This is a genomic window from Oceanobacillus rekensis, from assembly GCF_002153375.1.
Taxonomy (GTDB): domain Bacteria; phylum Bacillota; class Bacilli; order Bacillales; family Amphibacillaceae; genus Oceanobacillus; species Oceanobacillus rekensis.
The window spans coordinates 23,843-42,081 of sequence record NZ_MTBQ01000010.1 but is presented as its reverse complement, the minus strand read 5'-3'; the positions used below and the strand labels follow the sequence as shown (position 1 = coordinate 42,081).

At 40.0% G+C, this 18,239-nt stretch carries 25 protein-coding genes; all 25 read right to left on the bottom strand.

Features of this window, described 5'->3' with window-relative positions:
• Positions 1 to 19 precede the first annotated feature (19 nt).
• Positions 20 to 202: a 50S ribosomal protein L30 gene (gene rpmD / locus BV906_RS18285; protein WP_087975058.1), complete on the bottom strand. Its 183-nt coding sequence runs from the start codon at positions 200 to 202 to the stop codon at positions 20 to 22.
• A 13-nt stretch (positions 203 to 215) separates the two neighbouring features.
• The gene (rpsE, locus tag BV906_RS18280; RefSeq protein ID WP_087975057.1) at positions 216 to 719 is read right to left on the bottom strand and encodes a 30S ribosomal protein S5; all 504 of its coding nucleotides are present in this window, start codon (positions 717 to 719) and stop codon (positions 216 to 218) included.
• Positions 720 to 740: 21 nt separating this feature from the next.
• A complete protein-coding gene (rplR, locus tag BV906_RS18275; RefSeq protein ID WP_087975056.1) occupies positions 741 to 1,103 on the bottom strand; it encodes a 50S ribosomal protein L18 in 363 nt (120 codons plus the stop codon).
• Between the two features lie 30 nt (positions 1,104 to 1,133).
• Positions 1,134 to 1,670, bottom strand: a complete 537-nt coding sequence (gene rplF / locus BV906_RS18270) for a 50S ribosomal protein L6 (RefSeq protein ID WP_087975055.1) — start codon at positions 1,668 to 1,670, stop codon at positions 1,134 to 1,136.
• 30 nt (positions 1,671 to 1,700) lie between these two features.
• Complete coding sequence (rpsH, locus tag BV906_RS18265) at positions 1,701 to 2,099, bottom strand: 30S ribosomal protein S8 (RefSeq protein WP_087975054.1); 399 nt, start codon at positions 2,097 to 2,099, stop codon at positions 1,701 to 1,703.
• Between the two features lie 29 nt (positions 2,100 to 2,128).
• Entirely contained in the window at positions 2,129 to 2,314 is a 186-nt protein-coding gene (locus BV906_RS18260) for a type Z 30S ribosomal protein S14 (RefSeq protein ID WP_087975053.1), read from the bottom strand.
• Positions 2,315 to 2,343: 29 nt separating this feature from the next.
• The gene (gene rplE, locus BV906_RS18255) at positions 2,344 to 2,883 is read right to left on the bottom strand and encodes a 50S ribosomal protein L5 (RefSeq protein WP_087975052.1); all 540 of its coding nucleotides are present in this window, start codon (positions 2,881 to 2,883) and stop codon (positions 2,344 to 2,346) included.
• Between the two features lie 27 nt (positions 2,884 to 2,910).
• A complete protein-coding gene (gene rplX / locus BV906_RS18250) occupies positions 2,911 to 3,222 on the bottom strand; it encodes a 50S ribosomal protein L24 (RefSeq protein WP_067729239.1) in 312 nt (103 codons plus the stop codon).
• Positions 3,223 to 3,256: 34 nt separating this feature from the next.
• Positions 3,257 to 3,625, bottom strand: a complete 369-nt coding sequence (gene rplN, locus BV906_RS18245) for a 50S ribosomal protein L14 (protein WP_036578659.1) — start codon at positions 3,623 to 3,625, stop codon at positions 3,257 to 3,259.
• A 43-nt stretch (positions 3,626 to 3,668) separates the two neighbouring features.
• The gene (rpsQ, locus tag BV906_RS18240) at positions 3,669 to 3,932 is read right to left on the bottom strand and encodes a 30S ribosomal protein S17 (RefSeq protein ID WP_087975051.1); all 264 of its coding nucleotides are present in this window, start codon (positions 3,930 to 3,932) and stop codon (positions 3,669 to 3,671) included.
• 25 nt (positions 3,933 to 3,957) lie between these two features.
• Positions 3,958 to 4,158 carry a 50S ribosomal protein L29 gene (gene rpmC, locus BV906_RS18235; protein WP_087975050.1) on the bottom strand — a complete coding sequence of 67 codons (201 nt, stop codon included), beginning with the start codon at positions 4,156 to 4,158 and terminating at the stop codon, positions 3,958 to 3,960.
• The gene (rplP, locus tag BV906_RS18230) at positions 4,148 to 4,582 is read right to left on the bottom strand and encodes a 50S ribosomal protein L16 (protein WP_087975049.1); all 435 of its coding nucleotides are present in this window, start codon (positions 4,580 to 4,582) and stop codon (positions 4,148 to 4,150) included. The genes rpmC and rplP overlap by 11 nt, the downstream gene beginning before the upstream one ends.
• A gap of 18 nt (positions 4,583 to 4,600) precedes the next feature.
• On the bottom strand, positions 4,601 to 5,242 hold the full coding sequence (gene rpsC / locus BV906_RS18225) for a 30S ribosomal protein S3 (protein ID WP_087975048.1): 642 nt from the start codon (positions 5,240 to 5,242) through the stop codon (positions 4,601 to 4,603).
• 3 nt (positions 5,243 to 5,245) lie between these two features.
• The gene (gene rplV / locus BV906_RS18220; protein WP_087975047.1) at positions 5,246 to 5,587 is read right to left on the bottom strand and encodes a 50S ribosomal protein L22; all 342 of its coding nucleotides are present in this window, start codon (positions 5,585 to 5,587) and stop codon (positions 5,246 to 5,248) included.
• Between the two features lie 18 nt (positions 5,588 to 5,605).
• On the bottom strand, positions 5,606 to 5,884 hold the full coding sequence (rpsS, locus tag BV906_RS18215) for a 30S ribosomal protein S19 (RefSeq protein ID WP_087975046.1): 279 nt from the start codon (positions 5,882 to 5,884) through the stop codon (positions 5,606 to 5,608).
• Positions 5,885 to 5,941: 57 nt separating this feature from the next.
• Positions 5,942 to 6,772 carry a 50S ribosomal protein L2 gene (gene rplB / locus BV906_RS18210; protein WP_087975045.1) on the bottom strand — a complete coding sequence of 277 codons (831 nt, stop codon included), beginning with the start codon at positions 6,770 to 6,772 and terminating at the stop codon, positions 5,942 to 5,944.
• A 29-nt stretch (positions 6,773 to 6,801) separates the two neighbouring features.
• Complete coding sequence (rplW, locus tag BV906_RS18205) at positions 6,802 to 7,089, bottom strand: 50S ribosomal protein L23 (RefSeq protein ID WP_087975044.1); 288 nt, start codon at positions 7,087 to 7,089, stop codon at positions 6,802 to 6,804.
• The gene (gene rplD / locus BV906_RS18200) at positions 7,089 to 7,712 is read right to left on the bottom strand and encodes a 50S ribosomal protein L4 (RefSeq protein WP_087975043.1); all 624 of its coding nucleotides are present in this window, start codon (positions 7,710 to 7,712) and stop codon (positions 7,089 to 7,091) included. The genes rplW and rplD overlap by 1 nt, the downstream gene beginning before the upstream one ends.
• Before the next feature lie 26 nt (positions 7,713 to 7,738).
• On the bottom strand, positions 7,739 to 8,371 hold the full coding sequence (gene rplC, locus BV906_RS18195) for a 50S ribosomal protein L3 (RefSeq protein ID WP_087975042.1): 633 nt from the start codon (positions 8,369 to 8,371) through the stop codon (positions 7,739 to 7,741).
• Between the two features lie 31 nt (positions 8,372 to 8,402).
• Positions 8,403 to 8,711 carry a 30S ribosomal protein S10 gene (gene rpsJ, locus BV906_RS18190; protein WP_087975041.1) on the bottom strand — a complete coding sequence of 103 codons (309 nt, stop codon included), beginning with the start codon at positions 8,709 to 8,711 and terminating at the stop codon, positions 8,403 to 8,405.
• 911 nt (positions 8,712 to 9,622) lie between these two features.
• Positions 9,623 to 10,813 carry an elongation factor Tu gene (gene tuf / locus BV906_RS18185; RefSeq protein WP_087975040.1) on the bottom strand — a complete coding sequence of 397 codons (1,191 nt, stop codon included), beginning with the start codon at positions 10,811 to 10,813 and terminating at the stop codon, positions 9,623 to 9,625.
• A gap of 127 nt (positions 10,814 to 10,940) precedes the next feature.
• A complete protein-coding gene (gene fusA, locus BV906_RS18180) occupies positions 10,941 to 13,019 on the bottom strand; it encodes an elongation factor G (RefSeq protein ID WP_087975039.1) in 2,079 nt (692 codons plus the stop codon).
• Positions 13,020 to 13,061: 42 nt separating this feature from the next.
• A complete protein-coding gene (rpsG, locus tag BV906_RS18175; protein ID WP_087975038.1) occupies positions 13,062 to 13,532 on the bottom strand; it encodes a 30S ribosomal protein S7 in 471 nt (156 codons plus the stop codon).
• A gap of 36 nt (positions 13,533 to 13,568) precedes the next feature.
• Positions 13,569 to 13,988 carry a 30S ribosomal protein S12 gene (rpsL, locus tag BV906_RS18170; RefSeq protein WP_087975037.1) on the bottom strand — a complete coding sequence of 140 codons (420 nt, stop codon included), beginning with the start codon at positions 13,986 to 13,988 and terminating at the stop codon, positions 13,569 to 13,571.
• A 582-nt stretch (positions 13,989 to 14,570) separates the two neighbouring features.
• A complete protein-coding gene (gene rpoC / locus BV906_RS18160; RefSeq protein WP_087975036.1) occupies positions 14,571 to 18,176 on the bottom strand; it encodes a DNA-directed RNA polymerase subunit beta' in 3,606 nt (1,201 codons plus the stop codon).
• Positions 18,177 to 18,239 lie beyond the last annotated feature (63 nt).

The window sequence follows — 18,239 nt, the reverse complement described above, 5'->3', positions numbered from 1 at the left end:
CCTCTACGCTAATGTATAATCAAACTTCTTTAACTGTCAATAAGTGGGACACTCTATTAACCATACCACGAATGGCTGGAGTATCTTCACGTACAACGGATTGACGAATTTTCTTTAACCCTAATGCTTCTACAGTTTTCTTTTGAACTGGTGAGCCACCAATAATACTGCGATTGAGGGTTATTTCTAATTTTTTAGACATAGTGTTTCCCTCCTTATCCTAACAGTTCTTCTACAGTCTTTCCACGTAGTTTAGCTACGTCTTCAGCTGTTTTCAAGTTTGTTAAGCCGTTTAATGTTGCACGGATCATATTAATTGGTGTGTTAGAACCAAGTGATTTTGTTAGAATGTCACCCACGCCGCCAAGTTCTAAAATAGCACGAACTGGACCACCGGAGATAACTCCAGTACCTTCAGCAGCTGGCTTCATTAATACGTTACCAGAACCAAACCGTCCATTAATTTCATGTGGAATTGTAGTTCCAACGATTGGTATAGTAATCAGATTTTTCTTAGCATCATCAACTGCTTTTTTAATTGCTTCTGGTACTTCTTGTGCTTTACCAGTACCGAAACCTACATGACCATTTTTGTCTCCAACTACAACTAATGCTGCAAAACGGAAGCGACGTCCACCTTTAACTACTTTAGCTACTCGGTTGATAGTAACAACGCGTTCTTCAAGATCTAGTTTGTTCGGATCAATGTTAGTTCTCATACAATGGTTCCCTCCTTCGAATTAAAATTCAAGACCTGCTTCACGAGCAGCATCAGCCAATGCTTGAATACGTCCATGATAAAGATAGCCTCCGCGGTCAAATACAACCGATTTGTAACCTTTATCTTGAGCGCGTTTAGCAATAGCTTCTCCGATTTGCTTAGCAGCTTCAACATTAGCACCACCGCTAATATTAAGCTCCTTATCAACAGTTGAAGCACTTGCAACAGTTACTCCATTAATATCATCTACTAATTGAGCGTAAATGTTTTTATTTGAACGATATACATTTAGACGAGGACGTTGCTCAGTGCCAAAAAGGTTCTTACGCACACGACCATGTCTTTTTTTACGAATAATATTCTTGTCAGGTTTTGTGATCATCTAGGTCACTCCTTTCTCGCCTAACTAATCTTACTTAGCAGTTTTACCTTCTTTACGGCGAACATATTCATTAGTATAACGAATACCTTTACCTTTGTAAGGCTCTGGAGGTCTGATTGCTCGGATGTTAGCAGCAATTGCACCAACCAATTCTTTATCGATACCTTTTACAGTCAATTGTGTGTTTTTAGGGACATCAATCTCGATTCCATCAATTGGATCGATTTCAATTGGATGTGAATAACCTGCGTTAATAACAAGTTTGTTTCCTTGTTTTTGTGCACGATACCCAACACCAATTATTTCAAGTGACTTTTCGAAACCTTTACTTACGCCTTCAACCATGTTGGAGATCAGGCTGCGAGTAGTTCCGTGCAGGGCACGATGATCTTTATGGTCACTTGGGCGTTCGACAGTAAGAATGTTTCCTTCTATATTAACTTTCATATCCTGGTGTAATTCTCTTGTTAATTCACCTTTTGGTCCTTTAACAGTAACCGTAGTGCCATCAAGTTTAAGTTCTACACCTTCTGGGATTTCAACCGGTTTAAGTCCTATACGAGACATTCCATGCACCTCCTCATTAAAAAATGTTAATTACCAAACATACGCAAGAACTTCGCCGCCAACAGCCTGCGAGCGTGCTTCTTTGTCAGATAACACACCTTTAGAAGTTGATACGATAGCTATACCTAAACCATTAAGTACACGTGGTACTTCGTCAGCTTTAGCGTATACGCGTAAACCTGGTTTACTGATACGTTTGATGCCTGTAATAACTCTATCTTCACTTACACTGTACTTAAGGAAGATACGCAAAACACCTTGTTTGTTGTCTTCAACTAATTCATAATCTTTAACGAAACCTTCACGTTTCAGAATATCGGCGATCTCTTTTTTCATGTTAGAAGCAGGAAGCTCTAATTTTTCATGTTTAACCATATTTGCATTACGAATGCGTGTAAGCATATCTGCGATTGGATCTGTCATAACCATTACTAATTACCTCCTTCCCGAATCGGGGTTTACCAGCTTGCTTTTTTGACACCAGGAATTTGACCTTTATAGGCAAGTTCACGGAAACAAATACGGCAAAGTTTGAATTTACGAATTACAGAGTGCGGACGGCCACAACGCTCACAGCGTGTGTATCCTTGTACTTGATATTTCGGAGTACGTTTTTGTTTCGCAATCATAGATTTTTTAGCCACAATTTTCCCTCCTTGTATTAGCTTTTAGCTTATTTTTGGAAAGGCATGCCTAGCTGAGCTAAAAGTTCACGAGCTTCTTCGTCGGTATTAGAAGTTGTAACAATAACAATATCCATACCACGAACTTTGCTTACCTTATCATAGTTAATTTCTGGGAAAATCAGTTGTTCTTTAACACCTAATGTGTAGTTACCACGGCCATCAAAAGCTTTTTTGGAAATACCACGGAAATCACGAACGCGTGGAAGTGATACACCGATTAACTTTTGAAGGAATTCGTACATACGCTCACCGCGAAGAGTAACTTTTGCACCGATTGGCATCCCTTCGCGAAGGCGGAAACCAGCAATAGATTTCTTAGCACGAGTAATTAATGGTTTCTGACCAGAAATTAAAGAAAGTTCTTCAACAGCACTATCTAATGCTTTTGAGTTCTGAACTGCATCACCAACACCCATGTTAATAACGATTTTCTCTACTTTTGGTACTTGCATAACAGAATCATAATTAAATTTATTCATTAAAGATGATGTAATTTCATCTTGGTATTTTTGTTTTAATTGGTTCATAGTGGCGCCCTCCTTTCACAGCACAAATTATTTATCTAATGCTTCACCGGATTTTTTAGCAATGCGGACTTTCTTTCCATCTCGCACTTCATATCCAACACGTGTTGGTTCACCGGATTTTGGATCAATTGGCATTACATTAGAAACATGAATCGGAGCTTCTATGTTAAGAATTCCGCCTTGCGGGTTTTCTTGAGAAGGTTTCGCGTGCTTTTGGATCATATTAATCCCTTCAACCAGCACACGCTCTTTTTTCGGAAATGCTTCTAATATTGTACCTGTTTTACCACGGTCTTTACCGGATAATACTTTAACTTTATCACCTTTTTTTACATGCATGCTTAACGCACCTCCTTGACAAGGTAATTCTTCATTATAAAACTTCTGGAGCTAGAGATACGATTTTCATGAACTTAGCATCACGTAATTCACGTGCAACTGGTCCGAAGATACGAGTACCTCTTGGACTTTTATCATCACGGATAATTACGGCAGCATTTTCATCAAAACGGATGTAAGATCCATCTTTGCGGCGTGCGCCAGATTTAGTACGTACAATTACTGCTTTAACAACTTCGCCTTTTTTGACAACGCCGCCTGGTGTTGCTTGTTTTACGGTGCAAACAATTACATCACCAATATTAGCAGTTTTACGTCCTGATCCACCCAATACTTTGATCGTCAATACTTCACGAGCACCAGAGTTATCTGCAACTTTCAAACGAGTTTCTTGTTGAATCATAACACTGTGACCTCCCTTCGGATACCTTCCGAGCGAACTTTAGTTAGATAGTTACCGCTTCTACTGTTACTTCTAGCAAACGAAAACGTTTTGTAGCTGATAGCGGGCGAGTTTCCATAATGCGAACCACATCACCTGTTTTTGCAACATTGCTTTCATCATGTGCTTTTAATTTCTTAGAATATTTAACGCGTTTACCATATAATTGATGGAATTTGTAAGTTTCAACTAAAACAGTGATTGTTTTATCCATTTTGTCGGACACAACACGGCCTGTATATACTTTACGATTATTACGTTCAGTCATTGAGGCTAACCTCCTCTCTTTAGATTCAGTTATTTACGCTTAATTCACGTTGACGTACAACGGTTTTCATACGAGCAATTGCTTTACGTACTTCACGGATGCGAGCAGTATTTTCTAACTGGCCAGTAGCAAGCTGGAAGCGTAAATTAAATAATTCTTCTTTTAACGATTTAACTTTTTGTTCAATTTCGGCAGTGGTTAGATCTCTAATTTCATTAGCCTTCATTGCTTTCACCACCAATTTCTTCACGTTTTACAAATTTAGTTTTAATCGGTAGTTTATGAGAAGCAAGTCTTAGTGCTTCACGAGCAACTTCTTCTTCCACACCAGCGATTTCAAATAGAATTTTTCCTGGTTTTACTACTGCTACCCATCCTTCTGGAGCACCTTTACCGGAACCCATCCGAACTTCTAGAGGTTTTGCAGTGTATGGTTTATCTGGGAAAATCTTGATCCAGACTTTACCACCACGTTTCATATAACGAGTCATTGCAATACGAGCTGCCTCGATTTGGCGGCTTGTAATCCATGAAGCTTCTGTAGCTTGCAAACCATATTCACCAAAAGCAATAGTTGCGCCACCTTTTGCTTGGCCTCTCATTTTCCCACGATGTTGTCTACGATATTTAACACGTTTAGGCATTAACATTGTAATGAGTACCCTCCCTTATTTGTTGGTTTTAGTTGGAAGGACTTCTCCACGATAAATCCACACTTTAACACCTAATTTACCATAAGTAGTATCAGCTTCTGCTGTACCATAGTCAATATCAGCACGTAATGTGTGTAGTGGTACTGTTCCTTCACTATAATGTTCCGCACGAGCGATATCTGCTCCGCCAAGACGTCCGGAAACTTGAGTTTTAATTCCTTTAGCTCCCCCACGTATTGCACGTTGGATAGTTTGCTTTTGAGCACGACGGAATGAAATACGATTTTCTAATTGACGAGCAATGTTCTCAGCAACCAATTTAGCGTTAAGATCCACTTTTTTGATTTCAACGATATTGATATGAACTCTCTTGCCTGTCAAGCTGTTTAATGATTTACGTAGAGCTTCAACTTCTGAGCCGCCTTTACCAATTACCATTCCCGGTTTCCCAGTATGAATTGTAATGTTTACACGGTTTGCTGCACGTTCGATTTCGATAGAAGAAACAGCAGCTGTACTTAAGCGGTTTTCAAGATATTCTCTGATTTTAATATCTTCATGCAGCAAGTCTGCATAGTCTTTACCAGCATACCATTTAGACTCCCAGTCTTTAATGACACCTATGCGAAGACCTGTTGGATTCACTTTATTACCCACTGACTATCCCTCCTTCTTTTCTGTTACCACTACTGTGATGTGGCTTGTGCGTTTGTTGATTTTACTTGCGCGTCCTTGTGCACGTGGACGGAAACGTTTCATTGTAGCACCTTCATTTACGAATGCTTCAGAAATCACTAGATTATCTGTATCCATCTCATAGTTATGTTCTGCATTTGCAATAGCAGAATTCAAAACTTTTTCTATGACCGGAGAAGCACCGCGTTGTGTATGGCGTAGAATGGCAATTGCCTCGCCAACATTTTTTCCTCGAATTAGATCTACTACTAAACGAACCTTACGAGGAGCAATACGAACTGATTTCGCAACGGCTTTAGCTTGCATGCCTAATACCTCCTCTCATTAACGTCTTGTTTTCTTATCGTCACCAGCGTGTCCTCTGTACGTACGAGTTGGCGCGAATTCACCTAATTTATGTCCGACCATATCTTCTGTTATATAAACCGGCACATGTTTGCGTCCATCATAAACAGCTATTGTATGACCAATAAAAGTTGGGAAAATTGTTGAGCGACGTGACCAAGTTTTAACAACTTGCTTCTTGTCACCTTCATTTAAAACGTCAATTTTCTTTAATAGATGGTCATCTGCAAAAGGTCCTTTTTTCAAACTACGACCCATGGATAAACCTCCTTCCGCAATTGAGAGACGGGTCTTTGTTCCCGTCCATTATTCCGTTTATTTTTTACGTTTACGAACGATATATTTATCAGACGGCTTGTTGCGTGTACGTGTTTTGTAACCAAGTGTTGGTTTACCCCATGGTGACATTGGTGATTTACGACCGATTGGTGCGCGTCCTTCACCACCACCGTGTGGGTGATCATTAGGGTTCATTACAGAACCACGAACTGTTGGGCGTTTACCTAACCAACGTGAACGACCAGCTTTACCAATACGAACAAGTTCATGTTCAATATTACCAACCTGACCGATTGTAGCACGGCAAGTAGTTAGGATCAAACGAACTTCACCTGAAGATAAACGCACAAGTGTATATTTTTCTTCACGTCCTAGTATTTGTGCTTCTGCACCAGCTGAACGAGCAAGTTGCCCACCGCGTCCTGGTTTCAATTCAATGTTGTGAATAACTGTACCTACAGGAATGTTTCCAAGTGGAAGTGCATTGCCTGATTTGATATCTGCGTTTTCACCTGATTCGATTACTTGCCCTACTTTTAGTCCTTTAGGAGCTAAAATGTAACGCTTCTCACCGTCAGCATAATGAATTAATGCAATGTTTGCTGTGCGGTTTGGATCATACTCAATTGTAGCAACGCGTCCTGGTATACCATCTTTATCACGTTTAAAGTCGATAATACGATATTGACGCTTATGACCGCCACCTTGATGACGAACAGTTAATCTCCCTTGGTTATTACGTCCACCGCGGTTATGCAATGGGCTTAACAGGGATTTTTCTGGTGTATCTGTAGTAATTTCTGCAAAATCTAGCACAGACATATTACGTCTACCATTTGAGGTTGGTTTGAATTTTTTAATCGCCATCTTTTTCCCTCCTTCACTTTTTTCTTGGATTAAGCTTCAAAGAAGTCCAGTTCTTTGCTGTCTTCTGTAAGCTGTACGATAGCTTTTTTGCGATTCGAGCGATATCCACCGTAACGGCCCATTCGCTTAAATTTACCTTTGACATTCATAGTGTTTACTTGTTCAACTTTCACACCAAAGATAACTTCTACTGCATTTTTAATCTCTGTTTTATTAGCTTTCGGAGATACTTCAAACGTATATTTTTTCTCTGCCATCAAATCAGAAGAATTCTCTGTAATGACAGGGCGCTTAATTACATCGCGTATATCTTTCATTATACGAGCACCTCCCCTGCTTTTTCAGCTGCATCTTTAGAAATGATGAGCGTGTCATGCGAAAGCAAGTCTAGAACATTCATTTCTTCTACAGTTAATACTTTAACAGATTGAAGATTGTTTGCTGAACGGATAACTGCTTCATCTTTCTCAGCAAGAACGATCAATGCTTTCGTATCTACTTTAAGAGCATTCAGCATTTTGATAACTTCTTTTGTTTTAGGTGCATCGATTGCAATGCTATCTAAAACAAACAAGCTTTCTTCTTTTACTTTAGAAGATAATGCAGATTTAAGAGCTAAACGACGAACTTTTTTCGGTAATTTATAGCTGTAGCTACGTGGAGTTGGTCCGAATACAGTTCCACCACCAACCCATTGCGGTGAGCGGATTGACCCTTGACGAGCGCGACCAGTTCCTTTTTGACGCCATGGCTTACGTCCGCCACCACGTACTTCAGAGCGATTTTTAACAGCGTGCGTTCCTTGACGCATTGATGCACGTTGCATAACTACTGCTTCGTGTAAAACATGTGTATTAGGTTCAATACCGAAAACGGAATCGTTCAACTCGATATCTCCTGCATTACTTCCATCTTGTTTGAAAAGTGCTACTTTAGGCATGACATATCCTCCCTTCGTATGTGTGATTAGTTACCTTTTACTGCACTTGATACTTTAACGTAAGATTTCTTAGCACCAGGAACATTTCCTTTTACTAGTAGTAGATTCTTTTCATTGTCCACACTTACGATTTCTAGGTTTTGTATTGTTACTTGTTCAGAACCCATTTGACCTGGTAATTTTTTACCTTTAAACACGCGTGCTGGATCAGCTGCCATACCCATTGAACCTGGACTTCTGTGAAAATGTGACCCGTGGGATGATGGACCGCGTTGAAAATTATGTCGCTTAATTGCGCCTTGGAAACCTTTACCCTTAGAAGTACCTGTTACATCAACTTTGTCTCCTGCTTGGAAAACTTCAACGCTGATTTCTTGGCCAACTTCGTGGTTGTCAAGTTCTGCGTTACGGAATTCACGAACGTAGCGCTTAGGAGCTGTGTTTGCTTTTTCAGCATGACCTTTTTCCGCTTTGTTTGTACGTGATTCCTTGTTATCAGCAAAACCGATTTGCAACGCCTCGTAACCATCATTTTCTAATGTCTTCTTCTGCAATACTACGTTTGGCTCAGCCTGTATAACTGTTACAGGGATCAACTCTCCATTTTCAGAAAAAAGCTGAGTCATGCCGATTTTACGACCTAAGATTCCTTTCGTCATCCGTTACACCTCCTATATTTAAACTTAATTTTTATAATTTAATTTCAATATCCACACCAGACGGTAAATCAAGACGCATTAACGCATCAACAGTCTTTGGTGTTGGATCCACAATATCGATCAAACGTTTATGTGTACGCATCTCGAATTGCTCACGAGAATCTTTATACTTATGCACCGCGCGCAATACTGTATATACAGATCTCTCAGTTGGTAGCGGAATCGGACCAGATACTTTTGCACCAGAACGTTTCGCTGTGTCCACAATCTTCTCAGCAGATTGATCTAAAACTCGATGATCATATGCTTTTAAACGGATTCTAATTTTTTCTTTTGCCATTATTTTCCCTCCTTTTCGCCCATATTATTATAGACATTCTCCATGGAAATTTCTCAACACCTCGCCATGGCAAAGGGGCCGGGTGTGCCAACAACCTTCCACTTCATCGCCTTTAAATGACCAACATTAGTAGTATACTAAAAATCTCTGGTCAATGCAACCCCTATTTATAAAAAAAATAATAGACGTTTCTGCATTCCTGTATTATACATAGATTTCGTAATGATTGCAAGTGCCTATGATATATTTCTATACTTTTACCAGGATCATTGACTAACTCATAAAATAACGGCAGTCTATTACTAACAGGTAATGATACTTCCTGACCTTGATTACAGTAAAACATATGCTATCCTATTAATTTTTGGGACTGCGTTTAATCGTCCTCACGACAAGAATTGTTATTTTTATTAATCTCGCAGTTGAGAAACTACGACGTAACTATAAACTTATTCACAAAACTTTCTGCTATTGCTGCCGTTCGGAATTGTTGCGGGCGGACGCGTGCTTTTCCCGCAGGAGTCACCACCCTCCACTCACCCGGACTGGTAGGCTGTATGACGAGATTTCTTAACAATCACTAATGCAGTTAATTGATTTTAAACTTCTAACCATCTCTGGAAAATACTGAAGACTCCTGCGAGAAAAGAAGCATAGGTGGGAGTCTGCGTCAGCATTTAGGGGGCTACCAGCCGCCATAAGCTGCGCGAAGTGTATTTCCCAAAGCGGTCGCCAAAGTTTCTGCATACTGATAGAAAACCAGTAGTTACTTCGGAGTTTATATGTTTTGGTCAAATAAACTATTCCTTTTCAATGGGACAAGCAGTGCGCAGTAGCATTGATCCAGAAACCAACCTATACATATAAAAACAGACAGCGTCGTCACGCTGTCTGTTTTTATATAAATTTTATTATTTTTGGATTGATGATACAACACCAGAACCTACTGTACGTCCACCTTCACGGATTGAAAAACGAGTACCGTCTTCAATTGCGATTGGTGAAATAAGTTCAATTGTCATTTCAATGTTATCTCCAGGCATTACCATTTCTACGCCTTCTGGAAGTTGAATAACTCCAGTAACGTCAGTTGTACGGAAGTAAAACTGCGGACGATAGTTTGAGAAAAATGGAGTATGACGTCCACCTTCTTCTTTTGATAATACATAAACTTCAGATTTGAAGTTTGTATGTGGAGTAATTGTACCAGGCTTAGCTAGTACTTGACCACGGTTAATGTCTTCACGAGCTACACCACGAAGCAATGCACCAATGTTATCTCCAGCTTCAGCATAATCAAGAAGCTTACGGAACATCTCAACACCAGTTACAGTAGTTTTACCAGGTGCTTCAGTAAGACCAATGATTTCTACTTCGTCCCCAACTTTAACTTCACCACGTTCAACACGACCTGTTGCAACTGTTCCACGTCCAGTGATTGAGAATACATCCTCAACTGGCATCATGAATGGTTTTTCTTTGTCGCGTTCTGGAGTTGGGATATATTCGTCAACTGCAGCCATTAATTCAACGATTTTCTCTTCATATTCTGCATCGCCTTCAAGAGCTTTAAGAGCAGAACCTTTAATAACTGGTACATCATCACCAGGGAAGTCATATTCAGTTAAAAGATCGCGAACTTCCATTTCTACTAATTCAAGAAGTTCTTCATCATCAACCATATCCGTTTTGTTAAGGAATACTACGAATGCAGGTACCCCAACGTTACGAGATAGAAGAATATGCTCACGAGTTTGTGGCATTGGGCCATCAGCAGAAGATACTACTAGAATAGCTCCGTCCATTTGAGCAGCACCAGTGATCATGTTTTTAACATAGTCAGCGTGACCTGGGCAGTCAACGTGTGCATAGTGACGAGTTTCAGTTTCATATTCTACGTGAGAAGTTGAAATTGTAATTCCACGCTCTTTTTCTTCTGGAGCACCATCAATTTGGTCATACCCCATTGCAGTACCAGAACCGTTTCTTTTATTCATAACAGTTGTAATTGCAGCTGTTAGAGTTGTTTTACCATGGTCAACGTGTCCAAGAGTCCCAACGTTAACGTGACTTTTCGAGCGATCAAATTTTTCTTTACCCATTTATAGTTCCTCCTTTAAATAAATAACAATTATTGTTGTATTATTTTTTCGCTAATGAAATAGTGCATGCGGTCTATTCCATTAGCCTTTACTAAATGTTATACGTCAGTTAGAAGAAAAAATCAAATTATTCTCCGGAATTTTTCTTAATAATTTCCTCTGTAATGCTTTTCGGTGTTTCTTCATAATGATCAAATGACATTGTGTATGTTCCACGACCTTGAGTGTTAGAACGTAATGCTGTTGCATAACCAAACATCTCAGCTAATGGCACAAAACCTTTAACAAGTTGTGCATTACCACGAGCTTCCATACCTTCAATTCTACCACGACGAGAAGTAACATCACCCATAATGTCTCCCATATATTCTTCAGGAATAACGATTTCAACTCTCATCATTGGTTCAAGAAGAACTGGTTTACATTTGTTTTTCGCTGATTTCAAAGCCATTGATGCAGCAACTTTAAATGCCATCTCATTCGAGTCAACATCATGATAACTACCATCATACAGGGTTGCTTTGATATCAATTAATGGATAACCAGCTATTACACCGTTTTCCAATGATTCACGAACACCTTGTTCAACAGCAGGAATATATTCACGAGGAACAACCCCACCGACAATTTTGTTTTCGAATTCAAATCCAGCGCCTTCTTCGTTTGGCTCAAATTTGATCCAAACGTGCCCGAACTGTCCACGTCCACCAGACTGACGTACAAATTTACCTTCTACTTCAGCAGAAGCACGGAAAGTTTCACGATATGAAACTTGAGGTGCACCAACGTTAGCATCCACTTTGAATTCACGTCTTAAACGGTCAACAATGATATCAAGGTGAAGTTCACCCATACCAGAAATAATTGTTTGACCAGTTTCAACGTTTGTTTCAGTTCTGAAGGTTGGATCTTCTTCAGCAAGTTTAGCTAATGCTGTACCCATTTTATCTTGGTCTGCTTTTGTTTTTGGTTCAATCGCAACAGAGATAACCGGTTCTGGGAATTCCATGGATTCTAAAATCACAAGATCTTTTTCGTCACATAGTGTATCACCAGTTGATGTATCTTTTAGACCTACAGCAGCAGCGATTTCTCCGGAATATGCAACAGAAATCTCTTCGCGGGAGTTAGCGTGCATTTGTAGAATACGTCCTACACGTTCACGTTTATCCTTTACAGAGTTCTTAACATATGACCCCGATTGTAAAGTTCCAGAGTATACGCGGAAGAATGTTAATTTACCTACGTATGGGTCTGTCATAACTTTAAATGCTAATGCAGAGAATGGCGCGTTATCTGAAGATGGACGAGTAACCTTATCTTCTGTTCCAGGTACAATACCTTCGATTGGTGGTACGTCTGTTGGAGCAGGTAGATAGTCGATAACGCCATCAAGGATTAATTGAACACCCTTGTTTTTAAATGCTGAACCGCAGAATACTGGATAAAAATCAACATTCAATGTTGCATTACGAATAGCTGCTTTTAACTCTTCGTTGGAAATTTCTTCCCCTTCAAGATACTTCATCATCAGATCTTCATCTGTTTCAGAAACACCTTCTACTAAGTTAGCACGTAATTCTTCAGCTTGCTCTAATAATTCTGCTGGAATCTCACGAGCTTCATCAACTGTACCTAAGTCATCAGTATAAAAATGAGCTTCCATTGTAGTTAGGTCGATAATTCCTTCAAATTCATCTTCAGCACCGATTGGCATTTGAACCGGATGCGCGTTAGCACCAAGGCGCTCTCTCAGTGTTTTAGTAGAATAAAGGAAGTCTGCACCTGTTTTGTCCATTTTATTGATGAAAACAATACGTGGTACACCGTATGTTGTAGCTTGGCGCCACACTGTTTCCGTTTGTGGTTCTACACCTGATTGTGCATCCAGAACTGTAACAGCCCCATCAAGTACACGCAATGAACGTTCAACCTCAACAGTGAAGTCTACGTGTCCCGGTGTATCAATAATGTTGATACGATGTTCTTTCCAAGAAGCAGTTGTTGCAGCGGAAGTAATCGTAATTCCACGCTCTTGTTCCTGCTCCATCCAGTCCATCTGTGAAGCACCTTCATGTGTTTCGCCAATTTTGTGTATACGTCCTGTATAGAAAAGAATACGCTCAGTAGTTGTGGTCTTACCAGCATCGATATGCGCCATAATCCCAATATTACGTGTCTTTTCCAAGGAGAACTCTCTAGCCATGTGTTTTTCTCCTTTCTTTTAAAAGCTTTTGTTAGATTTATATTACCAACGGTAGTGTGCGAATGCTTTGTTTGCTTCTGCCATCTTATGCATTTCTTCGCGTCTCTTAACAGCAGCTCCTGTATTGTTAGAAGCATCTAAAACTTCATTAGCAAGACGTTCTTCCATTGTCTTCTCTCCACGTAGTCGAGAATAGTTAACGATATAACGAAGCCCTAAAGCTTGACGACGTTCTGGACGAACCTCAATTGGTACTTGGTAGTTTGAACCACCTACACGGCGGGCACGTACTTCAAGTACAGGCATTACATTTTTCATAGCTTGCTCAAAAACTTCCATTGCGTTTTGGCCGCTTTTTTCAGCAACAAGTTCAAACGCATTATAAAGGATTTTTTGTGCTTTTCCACGTTTTCCGTCAACCATGATTTGATTGATCAAGCGTGTTACTAATTTTGAATTATAAAGCGGATCTGGCAATACATCACGTTTTGGTACTGGTCCTTTACGAGGCATATTTGTATCCTCCTTTCCTGTCTATGTTGTTAGAGTTTATTTTTTTTCTTTAGGTTTCTTTGCACCGTATTTAGAACGACTTTGCATACGTCCTTCTACACCGGCAGTGTCAAGTGCTCCACGAACAACATGATAACGAACCCCCGGTAAATCTTTCACACGACCACCACGGAGCAGTACAACACTATGCTCTTGTAGGTTATGGCCGATTCCAGGAATATAAGCAGTTACTTCCATGCTGTTTGACAAACGAACACGTGCATATTTACGAAGTGCTGAGTTTGGTTTCTTTGGAGTCAAAGTACCAACACGGGTACACACACCACGCTTTTGCGGAGAATTTTGGTTAGTTAGTTTCTTTTTGAAACTGTTGTAACCTTTGTTAAGTGCTGGAGAATCAGTACTTTTCGTTTTATTTACGCGTCCTTTACGTACTAACTGATTAATTGTAGGCATTTATATATCCTCCCTTCATATATTAATTGAAATTAAGACAGCAATCAGATTATCTGAACACCGAATGTAATACCACACATCCAGGTGGTTCATCTTAAAGTAAAAAATAATGCTTCAACGATTAAATTATCGTCAAAACGGCTATTTCCTAATTGTAACAGTAGATGCGCCAACCTTTATACCGTATATGGGACTGAGTGTTTTCATAGTATCCACACACTGCAAGGTATACCTAGTTCAATTGCGAAACTGACTACTTTTTGTGGTAATTGCCTCTTGGCATCTTCGGCAATTATCACTTCACTTATTTTACTATTATTCATAGCTTTAAGTGTTTGCTTTATTTCAATGATTATAACCGATTATTTTTTAGCTACTTTCTTCTTAAGATAATTGAGTATCTCCAAAGTAAAAAGCATAATCGTAATCACCTTGAATATAGTATCATTCTATTTTTTTAATGTCAACATAAAAATGACTATTTGCATTCACCTTATTAACTGATTAGTTAACAATCAACCCGGTTAGGAGGGGGCGATTATATGAATCACCCCCTGTCTTTAATGAACCGGTAATAATTATTTACTGAACAGTTTCTGTTTCTTCTGTTTCTGTAGTTTCCGGTAGATCCATACCCGACTTGATGTCACGGTATTGTGGCATTCCGGTACCTGCAGGAACAAGTTTTCCGATGATGACATTTTCTTTAAGCCCAAGCAACTCATCACGTTTACCTTTGATTGCTGCATCCGTAAGAACACGTGTCGTTTCTTGGAATGACGCTGCTGATAGAAATGAATCTGTCTCAAGCGAAGCTTTTGTAATACCAAGCAATACAGGGCGTCCTGTTGCAGGTTCACCGCCACTGTTAAGCACGGGGTGGTTAGCATCCTTAAATTGATGCAATTCAAGTAACGAACCTGGTAATACTTCCGTATCTCCTGAAGAAGTAATACGGATTTTACGAAGCATTTGGCGAACCATTACTTCAACGTGTTTATCACCAATTTCTACACCTTGCATACGGTATACGCGCTGAACTTCACGGAGCAAGTAATCCTGTACGCCTTCTACACCTTTAATACGTAGAAGTTCTTTTGGATCAACAGACCCTTCCGTAAGCTCTTGTCCTGCTTCTACTGCTTCACCGATGGCAACTTTCATACGAGCATTATATGGAACTGCATAGTTTCGTTGTTCCACTTCACCCTGTATAACAATTTCCTGTTTATCTTTAACTTCTTGCACTTCCAAAACAGAACCAGCAATTTCAGTTATGACGGCCTGACCTTTTGGATTACGCGCTTCGAATAACTCCTGGATACGTGGTAAACCTTGGGTGATATCATCCCCGGCTACCCCACCAGTATGGAATGTACGCATTGTCAACTGTGTACCTGGCTCACCAATTGATTGAGCGGCAATGATACCAACAGCTTCTCCGACTTCAACATCGGCACCAGTTGCCAGGTTACGACCATAACATTTTTGGCAGACTCCATGTTTTGTATTACATGTGAATGCAGTTCGAATTGTTACTTCCTCAACACCAGCCTCGATAACCGCTTTTGCTTGATCCTCAGAAATTAACTCATTTTTAGAAACGATAATATCTCCTGTTTCAGGATGATTTACAGTTAAGAAAGCCGTTCTTCCGATTAACCTGTCAATTAATGGCTCGATTACTTCTGAACCATCAACCAACGCCGATACCGGAAGTCCACGGTCTGTTCCGCAATCCTCTTCGCGAATAATTACATCTTGTGCAACATCTACAAGACGTCTTGTCAAGTATCCGGAATCCGCTGTTTTCAGTGCTGTATCTGCAAGACCTTTACGCGCTCCATGTGTCGATATAAAGTATTCCAGTACAGTTAGACCTTCACGGAAACTTGATTTGATAGGAATTTCAATGATTTTACCTGCAGGGTCAGCCATCAAGCCACGCATACCAGCAAGCTGCGTAAAGTTGGATGCGTTACCCCTCGCCCCTGAATCACTCATCATGAATATAGGGTTACGATTACTTAATGAACCCATCAATTTATCTTGAATAACATCTTTGGCTTTCGACCAAATCGAGATAACTCTGTCATAGCGTTCTTCTTCTGTTATTAAACCGCGTCTGAACTGCTTAAGTACGTTATCTACTTTGGTTTGTGCTTCGTCAAGTATGACTTCTTTTTCACTTAATACTACGATATCTGAAATACCAACAGTCATACCCGCTTTCGTTGAGTAGCTGAATCCAAGGTCTTTCATACGGTCAAGCATTTTTGATGTTTCGGTGATCTTGAAATTTTTAAACACTTCAGCAATGATATCACCAAGGAACCCTTTTTTAAATGGTTTCACCAATTCACGATTTTTAATTTCTTCTCTTATATCTGTACCGCGTTCCACAAAATAATTTTCTGGAGTTTTTTCTTCCAGATTTACTTTGGATGGCTCATTGATATATGGGAACGATTCAGGCAGAATTTCATTAAAAATCAATTTACCTACCGTTGTAAGTAATATTTGCGAATTTTGTTCTTCCGTAAATGTTTTGTTCTCAAGACTTGCTGCATTTACCGCTACCCTTGTATGCAAGTGTACATAGCCATTCTGGTAGGCGATTCTAGCCTCATTCGCATCTTTGAAAATACTACCTTCACCAATAGCCTTTTCGCGTTCAAGTGTTAGGTAATAGTTACCTAGTACCATATCCTGTGAAGGTGTAACAACTGGTTTACCATCTTTAGGATTCAAGATATTTTGTGCAGCGAGCATAAGGATTCGAGCTTCTGCTTGAGCTTCTGCACCAAGCGGAACGTGAACAGCCATTTGGTCACCATCAAAGTCGGCATTGTATGCTGTACATACTAATGGATGTAAGCGAATTGCACGACCATCAACTAATGTTGGTTCAAATGCTTGAATACCTAATCTATGCAATGTTGGTGCACGGTTCAATAATACAGGGTGCTCTTGAATAACATCTTCCAGGACATCCCAGACGTCCGAATGCACACGCTCAATTTTACGTTTTGCAGATTTAATATTATGCGCAAGACCCCTTGCAACAAGTTCTTTCATAATAAATGGTTTGAATAGCTCCAAAGCCATCTCTCTCGGAAGTCCACATTGATACATTTTAAGGTTCGGACCTACGACGATAACAGAACGACCGGAATAATCGACACGTTTCCCAAGTAAGTTTTGACGGAAACGACCTTGCTTACCTTTCAACATATGCGATAGAGATTTCAATGGTCTGTTACCTGGACCTGTAACCGGACGACCACGTCTACCGTTATCAATCAAGGCATCAACAGCTTCTTGCAACATACGCTTTTCGTTCTGAACGATGATGCTAGGTGCTCCAAGATCCAATAAGCGCTTCAAACGATTGTTACGGTTGATAACTCGACGATACAAATCATTCAAATCAGAAGTAGCAAACCTTCCACCGTCAAGCTGTACCATTGGGCGAATTTCCGGTGGTATAACAGGAAGAACATCCAATACCATCCAGCTCGTATCATTTCCTGAATGACGGAAAGCTTCCATAACTTCTAAGCGTTTGATTGCTCTGGTTCTACGTTGCCCACTCGCGCTTTTTAATTCTTCTCTTAATGAATCAACCTCTTTATCAAGGTCGATATCCTGCAAAAGTTTACGGATGGCTTCGGCGCCCATTTGCGCCTTAAACGTATTACCGTATTTATCATAATATGCACGGAATTCTTTTTCGGATAGCAACTGTTTTTTCTCTAAAGGCGTGTTGCCTGGGTCTGTAACAATATACGCTGCAAAGTAGATTACCTCTTCCAATGCTCTTGGCGACATATCCATTACAAGTCCCATCCGGCTTGGAATTCCTTTAAAATACCAGATATGTGATACAGGTGCAGCTAGTTCGAGATGTCCCATTCTTTCACGGCGAACTTTTGATTTCGTCACTTCTACTCCGCAACGATCACAAACGACACCTTTGTAACGTACACGTTTGTATTTTCCACAATGACATTCCCAGTCCTTTTGCGGTCCAAAAATTCTTTCGCAGAACAAACCGTCTTTTTCCGGCTTTAGTGTACGATAATTAATTGTTTCTGGCTTCTTTACTTCACCAAATGACCAAGAACGAATCTTTTCCGGTGATGCTAGCCCGATTTTCATATACTCAAACGTATTTACATCCAACAAGGGGCAATCCTCCCTTTATAATGTGCGATTTTACCACTGAATCCATGTAAAAATTTATACGCA